This window comes from Cyclobacterium xiamenense (assembly GCF_900109255.1).
In the GTDB taxonomy this organism is placed as follows: Bacteria; Bacteroidota; Bacteroidia; order Cytophagales; family Cyclobacteriaceae; genus Cyclobacterium; species Cyclobacterium xiamenense.
The window spans coordinates 66,341-88,531 of record NZ_FNZH01000007.1 but is presented as its reverse complement, the minus strand read 5'-3'; the positions used below and the strand labels follow the sequence as shown (position 1 = coordinate 88,531).

Here is a 22,191-nt window from a genome sequence, read left to right as displayed (position 1 = left end):
GGACTTATCGCTTGTTAACAGGAATATAATACACTGAGTCTACCACTCCAGTTCGAGCGGTATAGGTAATCCGATCAGCGGTTTTTCTTGTCCTTTCCCAAACGGAATTCGTATGCTTCCGGCGTTCCTGTTACGTTGATGTTGATAAACCGGGTTCGCCTGTTTGGATCCCGGTAGATGATTTCGTCTTCCTGCTCCGGGTCAATGCCCTCTTGTTTGTTGCCGGCGAATAGTGAACGCATGCCTACCTGAGTGACCAGACCCAGGGGGATGCGGATAAAGTAGTCCATGTTCAGGTCCAGCCCTTGCATGCCCGATAATTCGATAAATCCCAAGCTGGAATTGACGGTCATTTTGGGAATGTGCAGGACCCCATTTTTCAAATCAAAGGTGTTTTCGAGCGTATCAAACCGCACTAGATTCAAATTTTTGTCTTTAAAATAAGCGGACATGGCCTGGAATGGGGTGAAATTTACCAGGCTGCCTTCCTGTACGGTTAGCTCCATATGGGCTTCACTTTGCTCCATGATAGGGGTTAAGTCGGGGTGTACCAGAAATTTGCTGGTAATGGTGCCACTGACTTTTCCATGCAGGTTTTCGTTGATTAAATAATCCTGCCCGAAATTTTCAAATTTCACCATCAACTTATCCAGGTCAAGCTTATCTGCCCGCATGGTACTGTGAAAGTAGATGTGGCTGGGGTCCGACCCGTTGAAATACCCCTTCATGCCCAAGCTCCCCTCGGCCGTCCGTAGCGACAAGGTATCCACGTATAAATAGTGGTCTTCGGTGGTGCGAAATGCTGCTTTCACCTCTTCCAGCCAATACCTGTGGTAGTTTAATTTTCCGATATTCACCGCAAAATCCATTTCGGAAAAGGGAAGGTTGAATACATTGAATGCCGTATCGTGGGCCACTCTCGCCGTGTCTTCGGGATGATAGTTTAGGAGTGCATCCAAATCCAGGGCTTCTGCCTGCAAGGAAAAGAAATTTGGACGGGCTTTTACCGTACTGTCGGCTCCGGAAAAGTAGCTCATATTCAGCGTAAAGTCGCTTTCTCCCAACTGACCGCCAAAATTCTCTACCAGGGTAGTGCCGTTTTCGTAGTGTACCCAACCCGCAAAATTCTCCAATTTTATTGGGTGACTCCATAGTTTTCCATCCATTTGGGAAAGGTGTAGGTCAGCGGATTGAAAGACCGTATCGTAGTGAAGCGCCAGACTTCCCGAAAGGTAAAACTCCGAAAGCGCTTCGTCCCGGTACGATTCGGGCAGGTAGTTTTCCCCGTTATAGGTCAGCAGGTCCTTGATTTTCAACAGCTCCGACTGCAAGGTAAAGTCAAAACGACTGCTTCCTTTGTTGACTGGATCAAACCAGTTGGTATAGGGGGAGAGGCTCCCGGAAAACTGAAAATCGCTACCATCAATTTCTCCGGAAAATGTATCCACTTGCAGGGAACTGTCCGTTAGCGTTAAGGAAACATCAAAATCATGAAAGGCGTGCGGGTAATGGGTGAGTTTGGCGTGAAAGTCTTCCACTTTTACCCGTGCCTTTGGTAGGTAGTTGAAATTAGTCAGTTCGTGTGCGTTGGCTTCCAAAGCCAGGTTCAGCTGAAATTCGGTTAGTTGTTCATTGGGATTTAGTATTCCGGCGGAATCGAGAGGTAGGAGTTGGGCCAGATGGATGCGGTCCGAATTGCTGCGCACATGGATTGAAACGTCCTTGTCCAGTCCATGAAATATTGCAGGGAAGTCACTGATGGATCCGGAGAAGTTAAAATCGGAATCGCCGATCGTAAACGATAAATGGTTCAGTTGGATTTTGCCATCCTGCATGGTGGCGAGGCCATTGGCTTCGCTGACCGGATGGAGCTGCCCGGGAACGAGGAAGGACAGGTCTTCGATGCGCAGCTCGCTATCGATGCCGTCTTTCAGTTTAGCCATGCCGAGTTTAGGGACCTCGCTGTCGATTATTTCGTCCAGATCCATATCCAGGATCACTTGCCCCTTCAGCTTTTCCAGTCCTTCCACTTCAAAAAAGGCTCCGATAAACTCCAGGTCCAGGTCGGCATGTAGTTCCACATTGATATAGGGGTCTTCAAAATCCCGAATAACCAATTTCCCCTCAAATACACCCTCTTCCGGCCTGGCGTAAAAATTTTGCAGGCGGATTTCAGAAGTTTTAAGGCTACGTTCCTTGCCGTTGGTATAAAAACCGGAGAAGTTTAGCTCGTCAATGCGCTTGTTTTGGTTGGTATTCAGGAAATAGGCATTTTCGCAGCCAAATTCTACGGCTATGGCCGGCGAATTTCCAGCCGCCGCTTTGCCAACAATGGTTCCTAGAAAATAAATATGTCCTTCGTTCTGGTATTTTCTCAGCGCGTCCGTGACTTCTTTTGGAGCGAATGCCGTAAAAATGGTAAAATCTGGCTTTTCCCCATAAAGTTTTAAATCCGTATTCAGTTCATCGTCCACATCGACCGTTCCCTCCAGGCTAAACAGCCCCTCGTCCAGTTGCATGCGTGAAGGCAGCACCGTCAGCTGATTATCGACCAGGTCGTAGTCGATTTGCCAATCCAGGTGAACGTCCTTGTTGGAAAAAAAGGTGGGTTCTTCGTTGTCCAGCAGATTTACAATCAAATCTGCCTCCACTCCCAATAACAGTTGCTGCTCGTTCAATTTGATTTGGGAACGCAGTAAATCGATGTGTGTGCGAATCGTTTTGGAATTCATTTCATCGATATAGGACAAGGTAAAGTCTTTTAGCACTAGCTGCTTTAACTCGATAGAAAAAGCCTCCGATTTCTCCTCGGTTTCGGAGGAAGGGCGCATGTTTTTTGCCCGTAACAGGTTCAGCTCACCCCGATCGTCTCGGACGACGTTTATGTATCCCGATTGAATCTGAATGCGTTTCACCCGGAAGTGCCCGAGCAAAATATCCAGCACGCTGAATCCGATGTACACATCCTCGGCTTCGTACAGGGGATGGGTTTGCTTAGACTTGGTCTCAAAGAATTTCACCCCTTGCAAATCCACGGAAAGGTAAGGGAAGTTGGCAAATGGAGAAATATGGGCCTGTCCCACTGCGAGCTCGCCTGCGAATTGTTCGTTGACGGAAGAAATTGCTCGTTGGGTGAGCAATTCCTGATTTTTATACAAACCGTAAGCGCCTGCGGCAAGCACGACCAAAGGCGTCAAAACCAACGCCGCTATTCCAACCAGTTTTTTTCTTCGCATGGTCCACACAGGTTGTTTTAAAAGTTAGACCAATGTAATCCAAAAAAAGATACGGTTGATGAAATTATCGCAAAAAAATTACCCTCCCGGATCCGTCGCGGCTGCGTTTTTTCTCGGCTACCGGCGACAGTATTCGCACATCCTTGGGTACGGACCACCGTTGCCTGGGTGCAGTTGCTGTGGGCAGGTTGGTTTTCTCCGTTGATTGGCTTTTCTGGTTCGATTCTTTTCTTGATGGGGCGGTGCCCCTTACAAAACCGGGTTGATTTCCTGGATTTTTGGTCGATTCTTTCCTCGGGTAAAGTCCAGGTTATGGTACACACTAAATCGGATAATGTCCCGGTTATTTAAATCGAAGCCTCGCTCCCGTTGCTGAATGCTTTTCATATAGCCTGCCTGGAGCTGGAATTTTTCATTGATCACGTATCCTAGTCCCAGAAAAAGTCGGTTATCTTCGAAATAGTTGTACAAAACCGGTTTTCCGGCTTGAATAAAGATTTCGTTGTACCCAGAAAAGAAGAGCGTTTTGTCCTGCAATTTTGGCTTATTTAACGGGATATAGGTGGTAATCTTATAGCGCATCCGATGGGTCAATTTGAATGGAGATCCGACCAGATAGTCCCGTTTCCAGCGCTGTTCGGTTCGGATTTGGTGGTAGATTTTGACCCGACCCATGCTTTGTATGAATAAAAACTGCTGCCAGAATCGAAATTGATTGACCACTTTATCGATTTGTTCCTGGCTGGAATACAGGTCTTCCGGGGCCCAGTAAAAGGGGGTGACGATGCCGCCGGTTACTTCGAATTTTTCGTTTACCAGGTAAGATAAGCCAAAGCGAAGGTAAATCTGGGCCATGTTTTGCACCAATTGATCCCGTCTACGCATGTGGTATTCCCCGTAATAAAAGAGTTTTTCCCCGATTTTATACTTGGTATACATGCCGATCCATAATCCAGACTGCCTATTGTATTCCTTTTCGGGTAGCGATGTCCCATCCGCCTGGGTCTCCATAAATTGCCCGTACGAGAGGTTACTTAGCAGGAAAAAGAAAACCGCGCATGTAATGGCATAAAGATAGTTAGTACGGCGTAGGTTCATTTTATTTTTTTTGATCGGGAAAAACTAGGTCCTTATGTGAATTGGGTTTATTGGGACTGGCACAGGCGAGGTGGCGGAATAGGCCGGGCTGCCTGCTAAAGATCCAGCAAGGACCGAACGCGCTCCATGTTTTTGGTCCTTCCCAGTTTTCGTTCCAGTCCTTTTGTGGAGCGATCCCTAAGGTCGATTAGTTTTTGCTGAAGGAGCTCGATTGCATCCAAATGGTTTTTGATTTGACCATAGTCGTTTTCCTTGGTCAGTTCGGTCAGGTAGTAGGGCAGCAGGATGTTCATACCAGCTTCGTACAACCTGGATTTTGCCCGTGCCTGATACCGGGTATACGTAAATGGATCGAAGGTTTCCTCTTTGTATAAGGCATCAATTTCCTCGTTTCTCGGAAAAATCGCAGCAAGTTCCGGATAGCGGAGTTCCAGTTCGGTCAAAAAATCCAGCAGTTGCTTGCCGCGGGTGACTTTTTCTTCCGGATCATCCGCTGTCGCATAGCCGGAGAGGTTTTCCTGTAGCAATCCGTGCAGGAAATGCCCGGAAAATTTATCAAAAAACTGTTGTTCCAGCGCTTCGCTCGATTCGTGGTTTTCGTAAAGCGTTTCCACCAGGGAGCGTTTTTCCGTCAGCTCTTCTTCCAACGCGACCAGGTTTTGGCTGACTTCGATGGATTGGAGTTGCCGTCTGGCGTACCTGGCGAGAGCAGTACTGAGGGCCAGTTCCTCCTCCAGGTGGCTGTCGACCCGCTCCAAAAAGCTCTGGGGGTTCGCATAACCGACTTCCCGGTTGATTATTTTTCGTTTGTCCTGATCTTGATAGGAATAGTTTACCAGGTCCAGCGGGGACAGGAATCCGACGCCTTTGGTGGTGAAATTCGTTAAATCGTAATACCGGATATCTCCACTTCGGATCAGACCCATCAATTCTTCCATTTGCTTAAATTTTTCCAGGCGGTTGGAGAAAAAGGCATGGGTGTATGCCAGCGAGTCACTTTTTTCCTTATTCAATGCCAGCGCATTCATTCCGGCATATTTTTCTGTGCTGTCTTTGAGCACCTGGTATTTTTTACGGATAGCGGCAAGTAATTCATCCAAATCGTCGTACAAAGCGTATTCAAATCGCTTGGTTCGGATCGGGTAGGGGGCGTTTTGCGCCTGTTCAGACCGCCTGTTGTCGTACTGAAGTAATTTGGAAATGAAATCGTCAATAAACCGATTTCCAGAATTTTGAATTTGTACCGGGAGGCTGTTTGATTGGAACCCGTCGTTGTAAACCAATCCAAAATCCCGGTCGGCGATATTGTAGGCTTTTTGTGGCGCTTCCTCCAGTTTTTGTAGTTTTTCGATGGTTTTGTGGAAGATCACCTCGTTTACCCGGGCTCCCGTTTCCAGGTTACGCTGTTTGATTCCCAAAAGAAAGCCTTTTTCGTAATTGCGAACTTCGGAGATCAATGCTCCTTCTTTCAGGTATACCAGCGCCCACTCCCCGTCCAGGTAGCCTTCAGCATTGACCTCGCCCCGGATCAATTGGGTGTAGTCTCCTTCAAATGCGCGGTAATCAATGTTTTCGGTAATCTTTCCTTCAGTAAAAGTGATTCCGTTTGCCTCCGCTTTTGGCCGCAATTCTCCGTTTACAAATTCGTTTTGTTTAAATGCCCAGGTGCCCGTTTTTTTGCCTTGTTTGTATACGGCTTCTACATAAATCTTATCGCTGTGCAAGCTGCTAACCACCTCAAAATTGACTACGTCCTGCACATCAACGCGGTGAGTTTCCTGGTCAAATAGCCAATTACCCGAACGTTCGTTTTGCTCGTATTCTCCGGTTACCTGAAATTTGTAGAGAATTGTTTGATCCAGGCTGTCTTTTTTCAGGTAGTCAAAGCGGAAAAAACCGTCAAGAACTGTGTTTTTCGCTTCGTCTTGCAAAAATTCAAAAGTAGCTGTACCCGCTTTGCCTTGGAAGGTGTATGCCCCTTCAAACACGCTGCGAACCTGAGCCGACCCCAGGCTTCCTTGCATAACGAAAAGTAAAAAAAGGATCTGTTTTATCTTCATGTGCTGTTTCAATCAATTTCAATGCTACTATGTCCATGCAGAAGAAAAAATAGTTCGCAAATTTCAATAAGCAAATTGCCTGCCACAAAAAAATGAGGGCCATTGCCCTCATGCATTACTTGTATCCCAGTATTTTCATCATGTCTTTGCTCTCCTGTTCTGGGGCAAAGAGCCAATGCCGAATGCTGCCATCACTCTGCCGGTCGATGATGACGTGTTTGGGTGCGGGAATGAGGCAGTGCTGTATACCTCCGTATCCACCCAGGGACTCCTGATAGGCCCCGGTATGGAAAAAACCGATGTACTGTTGATCACCCTTTTCCAATTTGGGAAGGTAGATGTTAAACTGGTGAGCCTCTGAGTTGTAGTAATCCATGCTATCGCAGGTAAGTCCCCCCAGCGAAATGTTGTGGTACTCTTTGTCCCAATTGTTGACAGCCAGCATGATGTACTTTTGATTGAGCCCCCAACTGTCGGGAAGCTGGGTAATAAACGAACCGTCGATCATGTACCAGAGCTCCTTGTCGTTTTGCAGCTTTTCATCCAGAATGGAATACAGGACTGCACCACTTTCCCCCACCGTATAGCTACCAAATTCGGTAAAGATATTGGGCTCAACCGTGTTGTTTTTGGCACACATCCACTTGATATTTTTGATGATCTGATCGGCCATGTATTGGTAGTCGTAGTCAAAAAATACGTTGGTCTTGATCGGCCATCCTCCTCCCACGTCCATGGTATCCAATTCGGGCGCTACTTTCTTCAATTCCACGTATTTCTGGATAAAACGGGTCAATTCCGACCAGTAATAGGCGGTGTCCCGGATACCGGAATTGATAAAAAAATGCAGCATTTTAAGGCTGACATTTGGGTTATTCTTGATTTTTTCTTCGTACAGGGTGATGATATCGTGGTAGCGAACCCCCAAACGTGAGGTGTAGAAACCAAATTTTGGTTCCTCGTCCGCGGCTATACGAATTCCCACCTTAAACGGTACCTTCACGTGCTCCAGGTAATAGTCGATTTCGGTCAGGTTATCCAGCACCGGTATGCAGTTGCTAAACCCCTCATTGAGGAGTTCGGTCACATATTGTTTATAAAGGTCGCGTTTAAAGCCGTTGCAAACGATGTAGGTTTCTTTGCTGATTTTACCCTGTGCAAACAGACTTTTTACCAGGGGGATATCGTAGGTAGAACTGGTTTCTATGTGCACATCGTTTTTTAGTGCCTCATCCATGACAAAACTAAAATGGGAGGATTTTGTGCAATAACAGTAGGTGTAGCTCCCTTTGTAATCATGCGTTTGCATGGCATTTCCGAAAAAAGTTTTTGCATTTTGAATGTTTTCGGAAATTTTAGGTAAATAGGTTAGTTTCAAGGGGGTACCGTATTCCTCGATGATTTCCATCAGGTTTACCCCGTTGAAGGCCAATTGATTGTTGGCGACAGTGAATTCTTTCGTTGGAAAATCAAACGTTTGCTTGATGAGGTCAATATACTTATTCATACCTAACATTTTTCGTAATTAAATCGGAATCAAAATTTGCATTAATTATTCAAATTTCAAACCAATTTTAACTTAATAAAATCCTACAGTGAATAAGGTATTCCAGCGACTGGCTGCGATTGTTTCCCTGGCTTTGAGGGGCTTGTTTGTCCGGGTGAGCCCGGGCGAAACCTCAAACGGAGCAATACGGTCCATTCGTAGTCGATTTTAAGCGAAGTAGCAAGCCAGGGATCCGCTTTTTGGGTGTTTCATGCGTAGCGAGTAATGCGGAGCGACGCGTCGGTAAATGGCTAACGCATCGCCACAGCTAGCGGGAGGAACAAGTAATCAGCTTTTTTGGGCTTTGATCGGAATCTCTATGTAAAACGTGGTGCCTTTGTTTTCTTCGCTCTCAAACCAAATAGTCCCTCCGTGGGCAGCAATGATTTGTTTGGAAATGGCCAGGCCCATGCCAAAGGGTTTTTCTCCATCGGTCCCGGAACGTTTGCCGTCGGTGTACCATTCAAAGACCTTGTTTTTAATGGATTCCGGTATGCCAATTCCCTCGTCCTTGATGGAGACGATCACTTTTTCGGATGTTTTCTTCATGCTTATCCGAATAGATTTTCCTTTTGGACTAAATTTCACCGCATTGGCAATAAGGTTGCTGATAACCCGCCAAAGTTTTTCCCGGCTAACGAAAGCGGTCACAGGGATGGTTTCCAAAATCAATTTTTGGTTTTTCTCGTGGGCTTTGTGTTGCAGCAATTCTACGCAATAATTTAGTAAGCGATCGATGTCAACGGCTTCTTTGGAAAATGATGCCGCGTTTTTATTGGACTGCATCATTTCGGAAACCAGATTCAGGGAGTTGTTACAGGAGGTTTTAATATGGCCCAGCAGCACCCTGTTTTCGCCGGATATCTGCTCGTCTGAGAGCAGTATATCGGCCATCATCACCATGCTGCTGATGGGATTTCGCAGGTCATGGGCGACCATATACATAATTTTGGTGTTTTCGGCCTGGCTTTGTTCCAGTGCGCCCAGTGTTTCCTGAAGTTCAATGTTTTGTTGGCTGATGACCTTGTTGATGTTTTTGGATCGACTGAGCCCTTGCCAGATAAAGCCCAGAAAAATGACCAACAGTACGGTGAAACCAATGGTCGCAACCAGGTAAATAGTTTTTATCTGGTTATCGCGGTTAATTAAGGAAAGCTGGTATTGTTGAGCAGCGTTTTGCAAGGATGCCTCCATGTCTACCGTTTTTAAGGCATTGTCCGCCAGATCTAATGAATCCCTAAGTTGGTAGTGGGTCTTCAGAAAGGGATAGGCTTTATCCAGCGCACCCTGTTTTTCAAAGTAGGTGCCCATCGCCTTGGACCAGTGGATACGTCCCTGCACGTAGGCGCGGTTTTTCAATTCGGATCCGGAAAGCACCGAATCCATGGCTACAAGTAGTTGCTCCGCTTCCTGGAGGCGGTTCTGGCTGATAAAAAGCTCGGCCAGTTTTATTTTCGCAGTCAATGCGTCTAGCACGTCAAAATTCGGCTGGCTGTTGATCGCAATGCTTTCCTTCAAAAAACGCTCTGCGTCCTGCGTCTTTCCGAGGCTGGCTAGTACTCCTCCCAGGTTTCCCAAAATAACCCCCCGGGCCAGGCTGATGAATTTTTTTTCTCCAGGATATCGCTTCTCAATTGTTTCCAGAAATGTCAAACCCTTTTGGTAAAAATAAGCGGCACTGTCCAGCGCCCCTGTTTTTTCGTAGGCCAAACCCAGGGTATTCCGGTACATTTGCGGGAAATAGAGATTCTGGTCCATCATGTCGGCATCCCAACAATCCTCATTTTCTTCGATTGCTTGTTTGAAATACGGTATACTCGCGGCATATTGCTGCTGCTCGTAGCGAAAAATTCCCAATTGATAGGTCAGGTTGCTGATCAGGCAGTCACTTAGATTGGCCTGGGCAAACTCCCGGCCTTCAAAATAGCTGGCAAAGGCTTTTTCGAAGTCTCGCCCTGCTTTGTACCAGTCTCCTTCCAAAAATTTGGTTTGGGCATATTCCTTTTGGTAGAGTCGGCTGCGGTCCTTCAGTACCCAAAACATGCTGTCCAGGTACACGCGTGACTGGTTGAGGTCGACGTCGTATTTCAGGTAAATGCGGCTAAGAAAATTGTATTTTTCCCACCAATCCAGTGGCGTTTTGTTCCCAATCTGCTGGTACGCACTGTCCAGAAACTGCATGGACCTTCGGTACTGACCGCTGTTGAGCAGGTTACTGGATCGGTCCAGTATTTCGGTTGTTTCCGCAGAAATGGGTTGATAGGATTCTACCTGGCTTTGGCAGCCGATCAGGCCATAAAAACCGAGGAAATAAAGGAAACAATGAAAATAGGTCTTGGAACTCCAAAAATAAAACCGGGTCACGCTATTCATAGATTGTAAAAATAATCTAAAAATCTCCAAAAAGCCTAATTTTCAGAATCTAAAAGTATATGCCAACTTTACGGTGGATTGATTTTCCCGCATGTCGAAACGATCGCCAAATCGTTGCCAGTTGTGATTGTGGACCACAAACAGGGTATTCCCTGGGTCGATCACCCATATAAAGCGGCTGTTCGTTCCCAAACCTTCCGTAATGGTATCGTATTGGATATTGAAATTAATGGATACCCATGGCGAAAAGTCGTAACTGCTAATGAGTCGGAAAAGATGGGTAGTAAACGCGCCTTCTTCCAACCGTACCTGATTGTACAGGTAACTGCCGGTAAGGTTCAGTCCTGCCAAAGGCCGCAGAAACAGGTCCGCCTCGAGAGTGGCTTGCCGGCCTGTCCAAAATCCCATATTTTTGTAACGTAGATTGCCTCCGATTTTACGAAAGGGAGCCGATTGAATCTCCAGGGAATAACCCCGATTTTTGTAGATCCCTTCCGGTATCAGGTAGCGACCATCCCGCAATACGTCAAATAGGAAATCAAGGTTTTCGTAATTTTGGTGCACATTCAGGTAAAAGATATCCCCGCTTTCCAGCCGGATGCCCAAAAACCGAAGGTTATGGTTAACCGTGGCCGGTCTCCAGTCCATAAACATCAGGTATTCAAAATAGTACTGCCAGCTCAGTTCCCGGATGCCTTCGCTCCGATCAATCAGCGGGTTGAAAGTGAAGGTGGGTTGCAGGCGCCGGAAACCATTTCTCGGCACAAAGCCAACAGCGGGCGCGTAATTCACGCCGAATTCCCTATAGGAAACATGTGCATCCCAGGGTTGATTCGGGAAATTCACCCGCAACCCGCGAACGGACCGGTCCAGTAAGCTCCCGGATTCGTCGTAGCTATTGGGCGTATGCCCCACAAAAAAGGACTCAAATTGCAGGTTTTTGTTTCCCAGGAAACGGGAAGTGCTGAGGTTTAGATCCGCTCCAAAGGTTTCGCGCATGGGTAAGCTGTCCCCATCGGTATTTCTCCGGGTATAAATGACCCCTACGGTACTTTCGTTGGAGAAATTTTGCACCACCCTACCTACGGTAAAATTCTCTCCCGGCAAGCTGCCCGCTGCGTCAGTCCGGACCTGTATGAAGCCCACATCCGTCTGCTTGATACGACCGATTACACGTGCCCCATGCTTGATGGGGATGGGTCTGCCCCCTTCCAGACCGATTCTTCTGCTGAAATAAGGATTGGGGTTACTCGAAGGGGCAAATTGAAAGACGTTGGCGCCCTGCAGGAAAAAATCCCTCCGCTCCGGGAAAACCAGTGGAAAACGCGTCAGATTCACCTGCCGGTTGTCCACCTCCGTTTCGGCAAAATCGGTATTGACGGTAATACCGGCTTTCAAGTTTGGGGTGATGTTGTAATTGAGTTCTCCGCCCGCATTGTAGGAAAACTGTTGGCTTGGGGAAGTCTCCGGCAGTTCTTTGCTACTGTTTCGGGAGACGATCGCGTAGGGGATGGCTTCCAGGCCAATGCCCTGATTGATGTCCGATAAGCCCCTTAGTTTACCGGCATTTTGCGGGCGCTCAATACCTTGATTTCGTTGGTGGCCCATCCAGAGGCTGGTTTCGTTTTTTCGGCGGACGGTTCGTAGAAAGTTGATACCCCATGCATCGTTACGGGGATCGAAACTCAGGGTCATAAAAGGAATACGGATTTCAGCCGACCAGCCCTTGTCGTCTTGGCTTACCCATGCCCGCCAGATGCCGTTCCAGTCCCGGTTGATGCGGGCTCCCTGTCCGGTTCGCAAGATCCCATCGCCCATCAGGCCCACCGGGTTGATTTCAAAATAAAAAGCGGATCGCTGATCATCGTAGGTGTCCAGAATGAAGGCAAACAAATCATCCGTGGATAAGTCGGCATCCCTTCTGCGCTGAAAGGCTTTGATTTGATCCGGTTCGCTATCGTACAACCGCACGCCCAGGTACAGGTTTTTTTCGTCGTAGGCCACCTGCACGGCGGTTTGCTCGGTGGCCAGCTGCCCTTCCATTGGTTCCTGTTGACGAAAAGCAGTGGCTGCCCCCACTTTTCCCCAAAAGCCCTCTTCCAGCCTGCCGTCAAGGACGACCTGCTCGTCCCCGGAAAGGCGGTAGGCGTTTATTTCCCCCGATTGTCGGGCAGAAAGCTGCGAGAAAAAAAGCAGGGTACATCCGAGGTATGCTAAAATGTGTCCGATAGGGCAAGTTGTTTTACGAGTAGCAAAGTTGATCATTCGGTGTCGCCCAATCCATTGTTTTTTTACGAAAGGTCAACGCCGGAATTGCAGCTGCTGCGCTACCGGTAAACCGTACCCGCTATTCGATCGGCCCCTGTCTACCCGGAACGGGCAGGCTGTTCGAGGCGGTTGATCTCCGAATAGATGAGTTCGTATACCTGGTCTTTGAAGATTTTGAGTTTCTCATCGTAGGTTTTGGGATCATCCATCATGGATAGGTAATAATACGCTCCTTCAATGACCACAAAAATCCGTTCGGCCAATAGTCCGGTATCGCCGTTCATCAGCACTTCGTCCTTGTCTAGCAGGGTTTTTAGCGTCATTCGTAACTTGACATGCAGGTTTTTGTATTCGCGTTTTATAGAGGCATCCCGGAAGATAAAGGCATAACAACTAAAAAACACGCCGTCGTCGAAAAGAAGGTTCCAATCCCTGGAAAAGAGCCGGTCCACCAATAGCTCCGGATTGATGCGGGGCTGGTTTTCCATCTTACTAATAATGGGCTTGTAAATAAGCTGGTACTGATGCAAGATGTGATCGATCAATCCCAAAATCAACAGGCGTTTGTTCGGGAAATAATGCATGACCAGACTCGGAGGCATTCCCAAATGCTTGCCGATTTTTGCAATGGAGACGTTTTCCAATCCCTCCGACTGGGACAATTCGTACAGGCCCGAAATAATCTCTTTTTTCCGCTCTTTCCTAATCGAATTTTTCATAGTTTTTAAAATAAAGAGGGCAATTTAGTCATAAAAATATTCTTTATATGAATTTTTTATTTATTTTAAATTATTTAATATTGAATGAATATTCAATAAATAAATAGTAATTCTGGTTTAACAATAAGGTAATAACCAACGACTAACTTGCCTGAAATATCTCTGAACCAATTCATCACCAACACCTAAAATTATATGCGAAAAGAATTACACCTACGAAAAGACATCGCAACGAAAACGGGTTTTTTAACCCTGCTTCTCTCGCTGATGTTGCTTGGGGCGACCCAGGCCCAGATTGTGGTTAAAGGAGTGGTTAAAGATGGCGTAGAAGACCTGCCTTTACCAGGAGTTTCCGTGTACCAGAAAGGCGGAAATAGCGTAAGTATTACCGATATTGACGGTGCCTACAGCATCGAAGTCCCCTCGCCGGAGTCCGAATTGGTATTTTCCTTTATCGGCTTTGAAACACGTACCATCGCGGTCGGGGACCGCACGACCCTCGACGTAACCCTATCCGCAGAAGAAACCCTGCTGGAACAGGTGGTGGTGGTGGGATACGGAACCCAAAAGAAAATCAACCTCACCGGTGCCGTGGATCAAATCTCGGGTGAAGACATCATCAACCGCCCCGTAGCCAACGTCATGCAAGGCTTGCAGGGTGCCAGTCCCGGTTTGAACATTACGTATTCCGGAGGTCGCCCCGGTACGGTGCCGGATATCAATATACGGGGTTTCACCTCCATTAACGGAGGCGGTCCACTGATCGTCATCGATGGAATTGCCGTTGCCTACGAAGACCTGCTTCGCTTGAATCCTGCCGATATAGAATCCTTTTCTGTATTGCGAGATGCGGCATCGGCTGCCATCTACGGCGCCAGGGCTGCCTTTGGCGTGGTTTTGATCACCACCAAACAAGGAGGTAGCAAGCAAACCATTTCTTACAACAGCAACTTTTCCTGGGGAAAACCCACCGTGTTGCCCGAACCGGTTACCGATCCGTATATTTATTCCAGGGTCATGGACCAGGCCACCAGCAATACGCCCTGGAATTACATCAACTTTAACGACTTTCACTACCAATGGGCTCGGGAACGGTCCGAAGACCCCAGCGTAGAAGACGTGCGAATCGACCCCAACAATCCCAATCGATGGGCCTACATGGGTAATAACGATTGGTACGGCTATTATTTCAATAATGCCAGCTTTTCAACCAATCAAAGCCTGGCCATCAGCGGGAGTTCCAACAACGAAAACCTGCCCATGACCTACTACGTGTCGGGAGACTATACCCGGGAAAACGGCATGAATAAATTGCAGCCGGATAACTGGGATCGATATTCCCTGCGAGCCCGGCTAACAGCCACGCCGAAGTCCTGGTTGAAGCTGGATAACAACCTGAACATCTACCAAACTAAACGGGCAGAGTCAACCAATAATATCACCGATATCTATTTTCTGACACCCATAGAAGTGGCCGAAAACCCCGACGGCACCTGGGCAAATACGGATGCCGGGAGACTGGCTGCCCGACTGGTAGACGGTGGACGAAACCAGGAGGACATGTTTGGGTTTCACAACATCCTTCGCGCCACCGGGACTTTCTTGAATGGAGACCTTACGGTAACGGGTAATGGTAGTTTTAAAAGAGAGCAGTGGATCTACGGTTGGGACCGACGAAAATTTGACATCGGATTCGGTCCCGACGACGTGCGTACGGAAGGTGGAGACGGGCTGGTGGCAGAGCGAAACGGCAACCTGCAAAACACCATCTTCGATCTTTACGGTAACTATACCAAAACCTTTGGTGATCATTCCATCAATATTCTGGCTGGATACAATCAGGAAAGCTATTCCTATTCTTCGGTGGAGTCCGAAAGACGGGTGTTGATTTCCTCCTCCCTCCCTTACCTGGGCTTGACTACCGGAGATTCCTTTATTCGACCCGGATACAGTTCCTACGCCACGCAAAGTGTATTTGGCCGGGCCAACTATACGTACGACAACAAGTACATTTTGGAATTTAACGGACGTTACGATGGATCGTCCCGTTTCCCTTCGTCCAACCGCTGGGGATTTTTCCCGTCCCTTTCCGGTGCATGGATTATCAGCGACGAAGGTTTCTTTCAGGACATGGCCATGGGGGCCGTCGCCCCGACGTTTAAGCTACGAGGATCGTACGGAAGCCTGGGTAACCAAAACGTATCCAATTTTGGGTACCTGCAAGCCCTCCCCACCGGGTTGTCCAGTTACCTCATCGGCGGAGACCGGCAGGTGGTGGTCAATAGCGCCCCCGCACTCGCAGTGGATCCGAATTTCTATACCTGGGAACGGGTCGTTACCACCAATTTTGGCGTGGATCTGGGTCTTTGGGAAGACAAATTCTTCGCAACCTTCGATTATTTCATTCGGGATACCCGCGACATGTTGACCAATCCGGTGGAACTCCCCGGCGTGTTGGGAACCTCACCTCCCCAGCAAAATGCAGCCGATCTGGAGACAAAAGGTTGGGAACTGACGCTAAATTACCGAAATCAATTCGGTAGCTACGAGAAACCGATTCAGTTTTCGTCCAAATTCTTCGTATCCGATTCCCGCTCCTGGATCACCCGCTTTGAAAACGAGCAAGGCTTGTTGTCCAACTACCGGGTAGGGCAGGAAATCGGCGAAATATGGGGATTGGTAAACGACGGCATGTTTAGCTCGGAGGACGAAATTAGCCAGCTGGATCAGTCGGCCATCATTCCCTGGGGAGCCTTGGATATCGTACCCGGCTGGCCTAGATACGAGGATTTGAACAACGATGGGAAAATCGAGCAAGGCCTTACCGAAACGGATTCCAAAGACCTGACCATCATCGGAAACAGTCGGCCCCGCTACCAGGTGGGAGCCAACCTGAACGTGTCCTGGAACGGCTTCGACGTATCCATGTTCTTGCAGGGTGTAGGACGACAAGATTACTACCCGCAGCACTACCTTTTCTGGGGTCCCTACCAGCAGCCTTATGCCAATATTTACCCCTGGAACCTGGATTTTTACCGGGGACAAGCCGATGGAGAGGCCCTCCGTGCGCAGCACAGCCAGTCGTATCTGGATGCAGGACTGGCTGACGCCAATACCGATTCCAGCTATCCCGTGCTGCAAGCCTGGCTGGCGGACAACAACTACGGCTCAGGCCTGGATATTCCGCAGACCGGCTACCTGCTAAACGCCGCCTACCTGCGGGTGAAAAACCTGACCCTAGGCTATTCCCTGCCACAGGAACTGGCAGGCAGGATCAATGCCAGCCGAATTCGAATCTTCGTTACCGGAGAGAACCTATTCGAATTTTCCGCCATCAAATCCTTTGTAGACCCAGAGGCGGTCAATAACGGGTACGGCTGGTCCTATCCCTTTCAGCGAAGGTATTCTTTTGGCGTAAATATTGACCTTTAAAATCCGACACACGATGAAAAGATATAGCATTTATTTATTGGTTCTGAATGTCATTTGGTTTGCATCCTGCGACGACGAGTTCATGGATCGGTATCCGCAGACGTCTATCTCTCCCGAAGAGTTTTTCAAGACCGAAGAAGATCTTCGTTTGTATGTAAATGGCCTCTTGTCCCTTCCCGGCATGTTTGAATACCAGGCCGACCAAAGCAGCGACAACATGGCAACGACCGGGGCCATCGAAATCAAGAGCATGATGACCGGCTCTCCCAGTTCCCAGAACATCACAGGTGGATGGAATTGGGCACGGCTTCGGAACATCAATTATTTTCTGGAAAACAGTCCCAATGCCGATGCCAGCCCGGAAGCCATCCAGCATTACGAAGGACTGGCCAGGTATTACCGAGCGGTGTTTTATTTCGGAATGGTCAAACGTTACTCCGATGTGCCCTGGTACGACCGACTTCTCAACCCGGCCGATGAGGAGTTGTTTAAGGGAAGGGATTCAAGAGAGACCGTGGTAAACGGAATCGTGGAAGACTTGGAGTTTGCAGCACAGCACGTGCGGGAGGACGTACCCAGCGGTACGCCCGGCAACTGGGCGGTAAAAACCTTCTTTGCCCGGATGGCCTTGTACGAAGGTACCTTTCGCAAATACCACGACGAACTTGGCTTGCAGGGATCCGCTGAGGCCTTCCTAACCCGGGCAAGAGACCTGGCCCGGGAAATCATGGATTCCGGGAATTTCTCCCTGCACCAAACCGGAAATCCCGAAAGCGATTACCAGGCACTCTTTACCAGTCAGGAACTCGGCGGCAATAGTGAGGTGATTCTTTACAACCCGTACGACTTAAACAAAGACCGAAGCAGTAACATCAATTATACCGTATTCGGAACCTACGAACAGTCGCCTTCCCGCGATCTGGTGCAAACCTACCTGATGCGCGACGGGTCCCGATTTACCGATCAGCCGGGCTACGAAACGCTGCCTTATGTCAGCGAGTTTCAAAACAGAGATCCGCGCTTATCGCAGACCCTGGTCTATCCGGGTTGGGTAAGGCAGCCAGAGCCTGCGGAATTTATCCCCATTTTGAACCGGAATTTTACCGGATACTTCCAGCAAAAAGGGTACAATAACACCACGGAAAACGTGGCGCTGGGAAGTTTGGATTTCCCCGTTTACCGCTATGCCGAAGTCTTGCTGACCTATGCGGAAGCCGCAGCCGAATTGGGCAGCCTGACACAGGCCGACCTGGACATGTCGGTAAACCTGCTGCGCCAACGGGCAGGAATGCCCGATTTGCAGCTAACGGAAGCCAATGCCCAGCCGGATCCTTTCCTTGCCGAAAAATACCCACAGGTATCCGGACCCATGGCTGGCGTGATGCTGGAGATTCGCCGGGAACGACGGGTGGAATTTGCCCTGGAGGGCTACCGCCACGACGACCTGATGCGCTGGTCGGCTGGAAAGCTACTGGAGCGAATTCCCAAAGGCATGTACTTTCCCGGACTCGGAAAATACGACATGACCGGAGACGGCGTGGAGGATATTATCCTGATCGATAAGGATGCGGATATTCCTGGTGATCCGGAAAAGGAAACCAATTCTCTGGGCAGGATGCTAATTTACTACCGCGCAGGAACGGTAGACGATAACGTAACCGTGTACCTGGAAAACGGATCGCAGGGAGGTACGCTGGTAACCGAGACCACGGAGCGAACCTTTGTCGAGCCAAAGTACTACTACCGTCCCATTCCCCTACAACAAGTTACCCTGAATCCGAATCTGGAACAGCTATTTGGATGGGAATAATCGGCATGTAACGTAATTTTAGACCAAGCTACCGGCTGTCTTCCGGTAGCTTGGTTTATTTTTAGTATCTCGACCGTAAAACACCAAGCACCTATGAAGAATAAATTGAATGCCTTTTCCCTCTTTTTTTTAACTGGTTTCTTGCTGGCTTTTTCAGGCCGGGCGCAGGAAAAGAAGACCCTGTTTATTATTTTGGATGGAATCCAGCGCGAATTGCTGCTTAAAAACCCTACGCCCCATTTGGACCAGGTGATGGCCGAAGGGGGCTACTATCCGGCCCATGTTGGGGGAATGCGGGGCGGATATTCCGAGACCCCCACCGTCTCCGCTGTGGGGTACAACAGCCTGTTAACCGGCGTGTGGGTCAACAAACACAATGTCAGGGGAAACAGCATTCGCCGACCCAATTACCATTATTGGACGATTTTCCGGCATTTCAAGGAGGACTACCCCCATAAGACCACTGCCGTATACTCTACCTGGCTGGACAACCGGACCAAACTCGTTGGAGAAAATCTGGAGGCCACGGGCAGGCTGCAGCTGGATTACCATTTTGATGGGTTGGAAGTGGATACCCTGGGGATCCCCCATGACGAGCAAAGCGATTACATCCGGGAAATAGACCAACAAGTGGCTGCCTATGCGGCAAAGGATATCCGGGAAAAAGGGCCTGACCTGACCTGGGTATACCTGCAGCACACCGATGATATGGGGCACCGATACGGCGCCAGCCCCCAAATGGATAGCGCCATTCAGGAAGCCGACCGGCAAGTCGGGTTGATTTGGTCGGCCATTCGGGAACGCGAAAAAAATTATGGCGAAGACTGGCTGCTCCTCATTACCACGGACCATGGCAGGGGAGAAGGCGGCTTCCACCACGGCGGCCAAACCGACGAAGAGCGGGCCACCTGGATCGTTTCTAACAAAGCGTTGAATGAAATCGCCTCCCAGACCCCCGGAATCGTGGATCTGTTTCCAACAATGGCGCACCACATGCACCTTTCCATTCCAAAAAACCAGGCAATGGAAGTTGATGGGGTGTCCCTTCTGGGCGAAGCCCATGCCTCGCACCTGTCGGGCAGCCTTTCGGGTAAAGACCTTTCCCTCAAATGGGAAAGTTACGGCAACGGTAAAACAGGGCGTGTTTGGGTCACGCCCACCAACCAGTTCCGCTACGGCAATTCCGATCTGTACCGGCTATTGGGAGAGGTTCGTTTGGAGGAAGAATCCGCCAATTTTGATCTGCAAGTAGTTCCCAATAACCTGAAGGTTGTGCTGGAAATTCCCTCCGGATTCATCAATGTTTGGGTAAAACAAACCGATTGACCAATTCCTGTACCAGTTGGCTACCACTTGTGTAAATCTAATCATATCTTTGGCGTTTGAAGTCCTAACTTGGACTTTGAACGCAAGATTTGATGAATAGACTTGTATTAACTTACGTATTTCTTTTTTCGACTAATTTTATTGTTTTCGGGCAGGAAGCCGTACCGGACATGCATGCCGTCTTGGTAGATGAGCCAATTACCGTAGACGGACAATTAACCGAGAAAGTATGGCAGGAAGGAGGATGGATTGCCGATTTTATTCAGACCTTTCCGACAGATACCTTACCTGCGATCGGGAAAACCCAGGTGAAAATCGCTTACGACGATAAATTTCTCTACATCGCCGCGGTGATGCTCAGCCCGGAGCCCAGGGATTCCTACGTCAGTACCTCCTTGCGGCGTGACTACCGGGGCAATCAAAACGATGGCGTCAGCTTCGTGATCGACACCTTCAATGACAAGACGAATGGCTATATCTTTGGCGTTAACCCCTATGGCGTACAACGGGAGGCCATGGTGGGTAATGGAGGCCTGCAACGGACCGATTTTAACCTGGCCTGGGACAACAAGTGGTATTCCGAGGCCGTAATTTTGGAGGATCGCTGGGTGGCAGAAATCGCCATTCCCTTCTCCACGCTGCGCTACAAGGATGCCACGGACAATTGGAACGTAAACGTATACCGCATCGATAGTAAGTATTCTGAAAAAACCACCTGGACACCCATACCCCGGAACTTCAACGTGACCCACATGGCTTTTTCCCGGAATTTGTATTTTCCAAAGCCGCTTCCCAAATCAGGGGGAAACTATTCCCTGATTCCCTATGCTGCCATGGTGACCTCCAACAATTCCCTCGAGGGCATTCGCGAACCATTGAAGCCCTCTTTTGGCGGGGATGCCAAAATTGGCCTGGGGCCGGCATTGAATCTGGATTTGACGGTAAACCCGGATTTTTCACAAGTGGAAGTGGACGAGCAAGTAACCAACCTGGACCGCTTCGAAATATTTTTCCCAGAGCGGCGACAGTTTTTTCTGGAAAACGCGGATCTTTTTGCCGATTTTGGAACGGACCGCATCCGGCCTTTTTTCTCCCGCCGGATTGGAGTAGATCGAGACGAATCCACCGGGCAAAACGTGCAGAACCAGATTCTCTACGGTGCCCGGCTCAGCGGCAAGCTTACCGATGACTGGCGGGTAGGGGCCATGAACATGCAAACCGGAAGCGATCCCCTGCGAGGCATTACGGGAAAGAACTTTTCCGTTGCAGCGCTGCAGCGCAAAGTGTTTAACCGCTCCAATGTGGGCGTCATGCTGATCAACCGGGAGACCCTGGACATGGAAAAAACCAACCTGGTGAATGGGGATCATAACCGCCTGGCTGGGATTGATTACAACCTGTTTTCCAAAGACAACCGCTGGAGCGGGAAGTTTTTTTACCACCGTACCTTCGAAGAAGGCGTGGACGAAGACACGGGTACCGGCCATGCCCAACTGGCGTTTAGCGACGTGAACTTCAATGCCGGACTGGCGTATTCCTACGTGGGAGAAAATTACAATCCCCTGGTAGGCTATACACCCCGTACGGGATACCAACGCATCGCCCCCGAGATCGGCTATACCTTTTTTCCCGATTCGGAGCAGGTCAACCGGCACGGACCAAGCATTGTCTCAGAAACCCTCTGGAATCCTGCGCTGGGTGTAACGGACGAACTGCATGCCTTGAATTACTTGGTGCAGTTTCATTCCTTTGCCGAGGTGACGCTAAGTGCCAACAACCAATACACCTACCTCTTTTTTCCCTTTGATCCCACCCGAACCGGCGGGGAACCGCTGGCGGAAGGGACGGCATACCGGTACAGCTACCTCGGAATCGATTTTCGCACCGATCCCAGAAAGGCACTGGCACTGCGGGGTACCGGACAGATCGGGCAGTACTACAGCGGAACCATGGCTAATTTTACAGGCATGGCCGAATGGCGCATCGGCTACCGGGCCAACATTACCATGAACCTTAGTTACAGCCGCATCCGGCTGCCCGAACCGCAGAACGACGCCGATCTTTTTCTGATTGGTCCTCGAATCGACCTTACCTTTACCAGGAGCCTATTCTGGACTACGTTTGTGCAGTACAACAATCAGATCGATAATATCAACATCAACACCCGGATTCAGTGGCGCTACGCACCGGTCTCGGATCTATTTATGGTGTACACGGACAATTATTTCCCAGGAACCTTCGCTTCCAAACAGCGCGCCTTTGTGATGAAACTAAACTACTGGCTGAATCTGTAACTGAACTGGATGAGAGCCAAGGTTTTGAC

The 22,191-nt window shown here is 49.0% G+C and carries 11 protein-coding genes; 4 read left to right on the top strand and 7 right to left on the bottom strand.

Features of this window, described 5'->3' with window-relative positions; all coding sequences use genetic code 11:
* Window positions 1-74: 74 nt before the first annotated feature.
* The 7 genes from BMW71_RS18570 to BMW71_RS18540 form a co-directional block, all read right to left on the bottom strand.
* Window positions 75-3,236 (bottom strand): AsmA-like C-terminal region-containing protein, encoded by a 3,162-nt coding sequence (locus BMW71_RS18570; RefSeq protein ID WP_092177473.1) that lies wholly within the window; start codon window positions 3,234-3,236, stop codon window positions 75-77.
* 249 nt (window positions 3,237-3,485) lie between these two features.
* Window positions 3,486-4,334 carry a DUF2490 domain-containing protein gene (locus BMW71_RS18565; RefSeq protein WP_092177471.1) on the bottom strand — a complete coding sequence of 283 codons (849 nt, stop codon included), beginning with the start codon at window positions 4,332-4,334 and terminating at the stop codon, window positions 3,486-3,488.
* A 95-nt stretch (window positions 4,335-4,429) separates the two neighbouring features.
* Complete coding sequence (locus tag BMW71_RS18560) at window positions 4,430-6,394, bottom strand: hypothetical protein (RefSeq protein WP_143057682.1); 1,965 nt, start codon at window positions 6,392-6,394, stop codon at window positions 4,430-4,432.
* A 115-nt stretch (window positions 6,395-6,509) separates the two neighbouring features.
* On the bottom strand, window positions 6,510-7,901 hold the full coding sequence (locus BMW71_RS18555; RefSeq protein ID WP_092177467.1) for an arginine decarboxylase: 1,392 nt from the start codon (window positions 7,899-7,901) through the stop codon (window positions 6,510-6,512).
* Window positions 7,902-8,228: 327 nt separating this feature from the next.
* Window positions 8,229-10,313, bottom strand: a complete 2,085-nt coding sequence (locus BMW71_RS18550; protein WP_092177465.1) for a tetratricopeptide repeat-containing sensor histidine kinase — start codon at window positions 10,311-10,313, stop codon at window positions 8,229-8,231.
* A gap of 42 nt (window positions 10,314-10,355) precedes the next feature.
* Window positions 10,356-12,578, bottom strand: coding sequence for a carbohydrate binding family 9 domain-containing protein (locus BMW71_RS18545; protein WP_244891223.1), 2,223 nt, complete (start codon window positions 12,576-12,578; stop codon window positions 10,356-10,358).
* A gap of 101 nt (window positions 12,579-12,679) precedes the next feature.
* Window positions 12,680-13,300 (bottom strand): TetR family transcriptional regulator, encoded by a 621-nt coding sequence (locus tag BMW71_RS18540; protein WP_092177463.1) that lies wholly within the window; start codon window positions 13,298-13,300, stop codon window positions 12,680-12,682.
* 195 nt (window positions 13,301-13,495) lie between these two features.
* Here BMW71_RS18540 and BMW71_RS18535 point away from each other — a divergent pair, with 195 nt between their 5' ends.
* The 4 genes from BMW71_RS18535 to BMW71_RS18520 all read left to right on the top strand — a co-directional run bounded on the left by BMW71_RS18535 (window position 13,496) and on the right by BMW71_RS18520 (window position 22,162).
* Window positions 13,496-16,732 carry a SusC/RagA family TonB-linked outer membrane protein gene (locus BMW71_RS18535; RefSeq protein WP_092177461.1) on the top strand — a complete coding sequence of 1,079 codons (3,237 nt, stop codon included), beginning with the start codon at window positions 13,496-13,498 and terminating at the stop codon, window positions 16,730-16,732.
* A 13-nt stretch (window positions 16,733-16,745) separates the two neighbouring features.
* Window positions 16,746-18,542: a RagB/SusD family nutrient uptake outer membrane protein gene (locus BMW71_RS18530; RefSeq protein ID WP_092177459.1), complete on the top strand. Its 1,797-nt coding sequence runs from the start codon at window positions 16,746-16,748 to the stop codon at window positions 18,540-18,542.
* A gap of 93 nt (window positions 18,543-18,635) precedes the next feature.
* Window positions 18,636-19,868 carry an alkaline phosphatase family protein gene (locus BMW71_RS18525; protein ID WP_092177457.1) on the top strand — a complete coding sequence of 411 codons (1,233 nt, stop codon included), beginning with the start codon at window positions 18,636-18,638 and terminating at the stop codon, window positions 19,866-19,868.
* Window positions 19,869-19,960: 92 nt separating this feature from the next.
* Complete coding sequence (locus BMW71_RS18520) at window positions 19,961-22,162, top strand: DUF5916 domain-containing protein (RefSeq protein WP_092177455.1); 2,202 nt, start codon at window positions 19,961-19,963, stop codon at window positions 22,160-22,162.
* Window positions 22,163-22,191 lie beyond the last annotated feature (29 nt).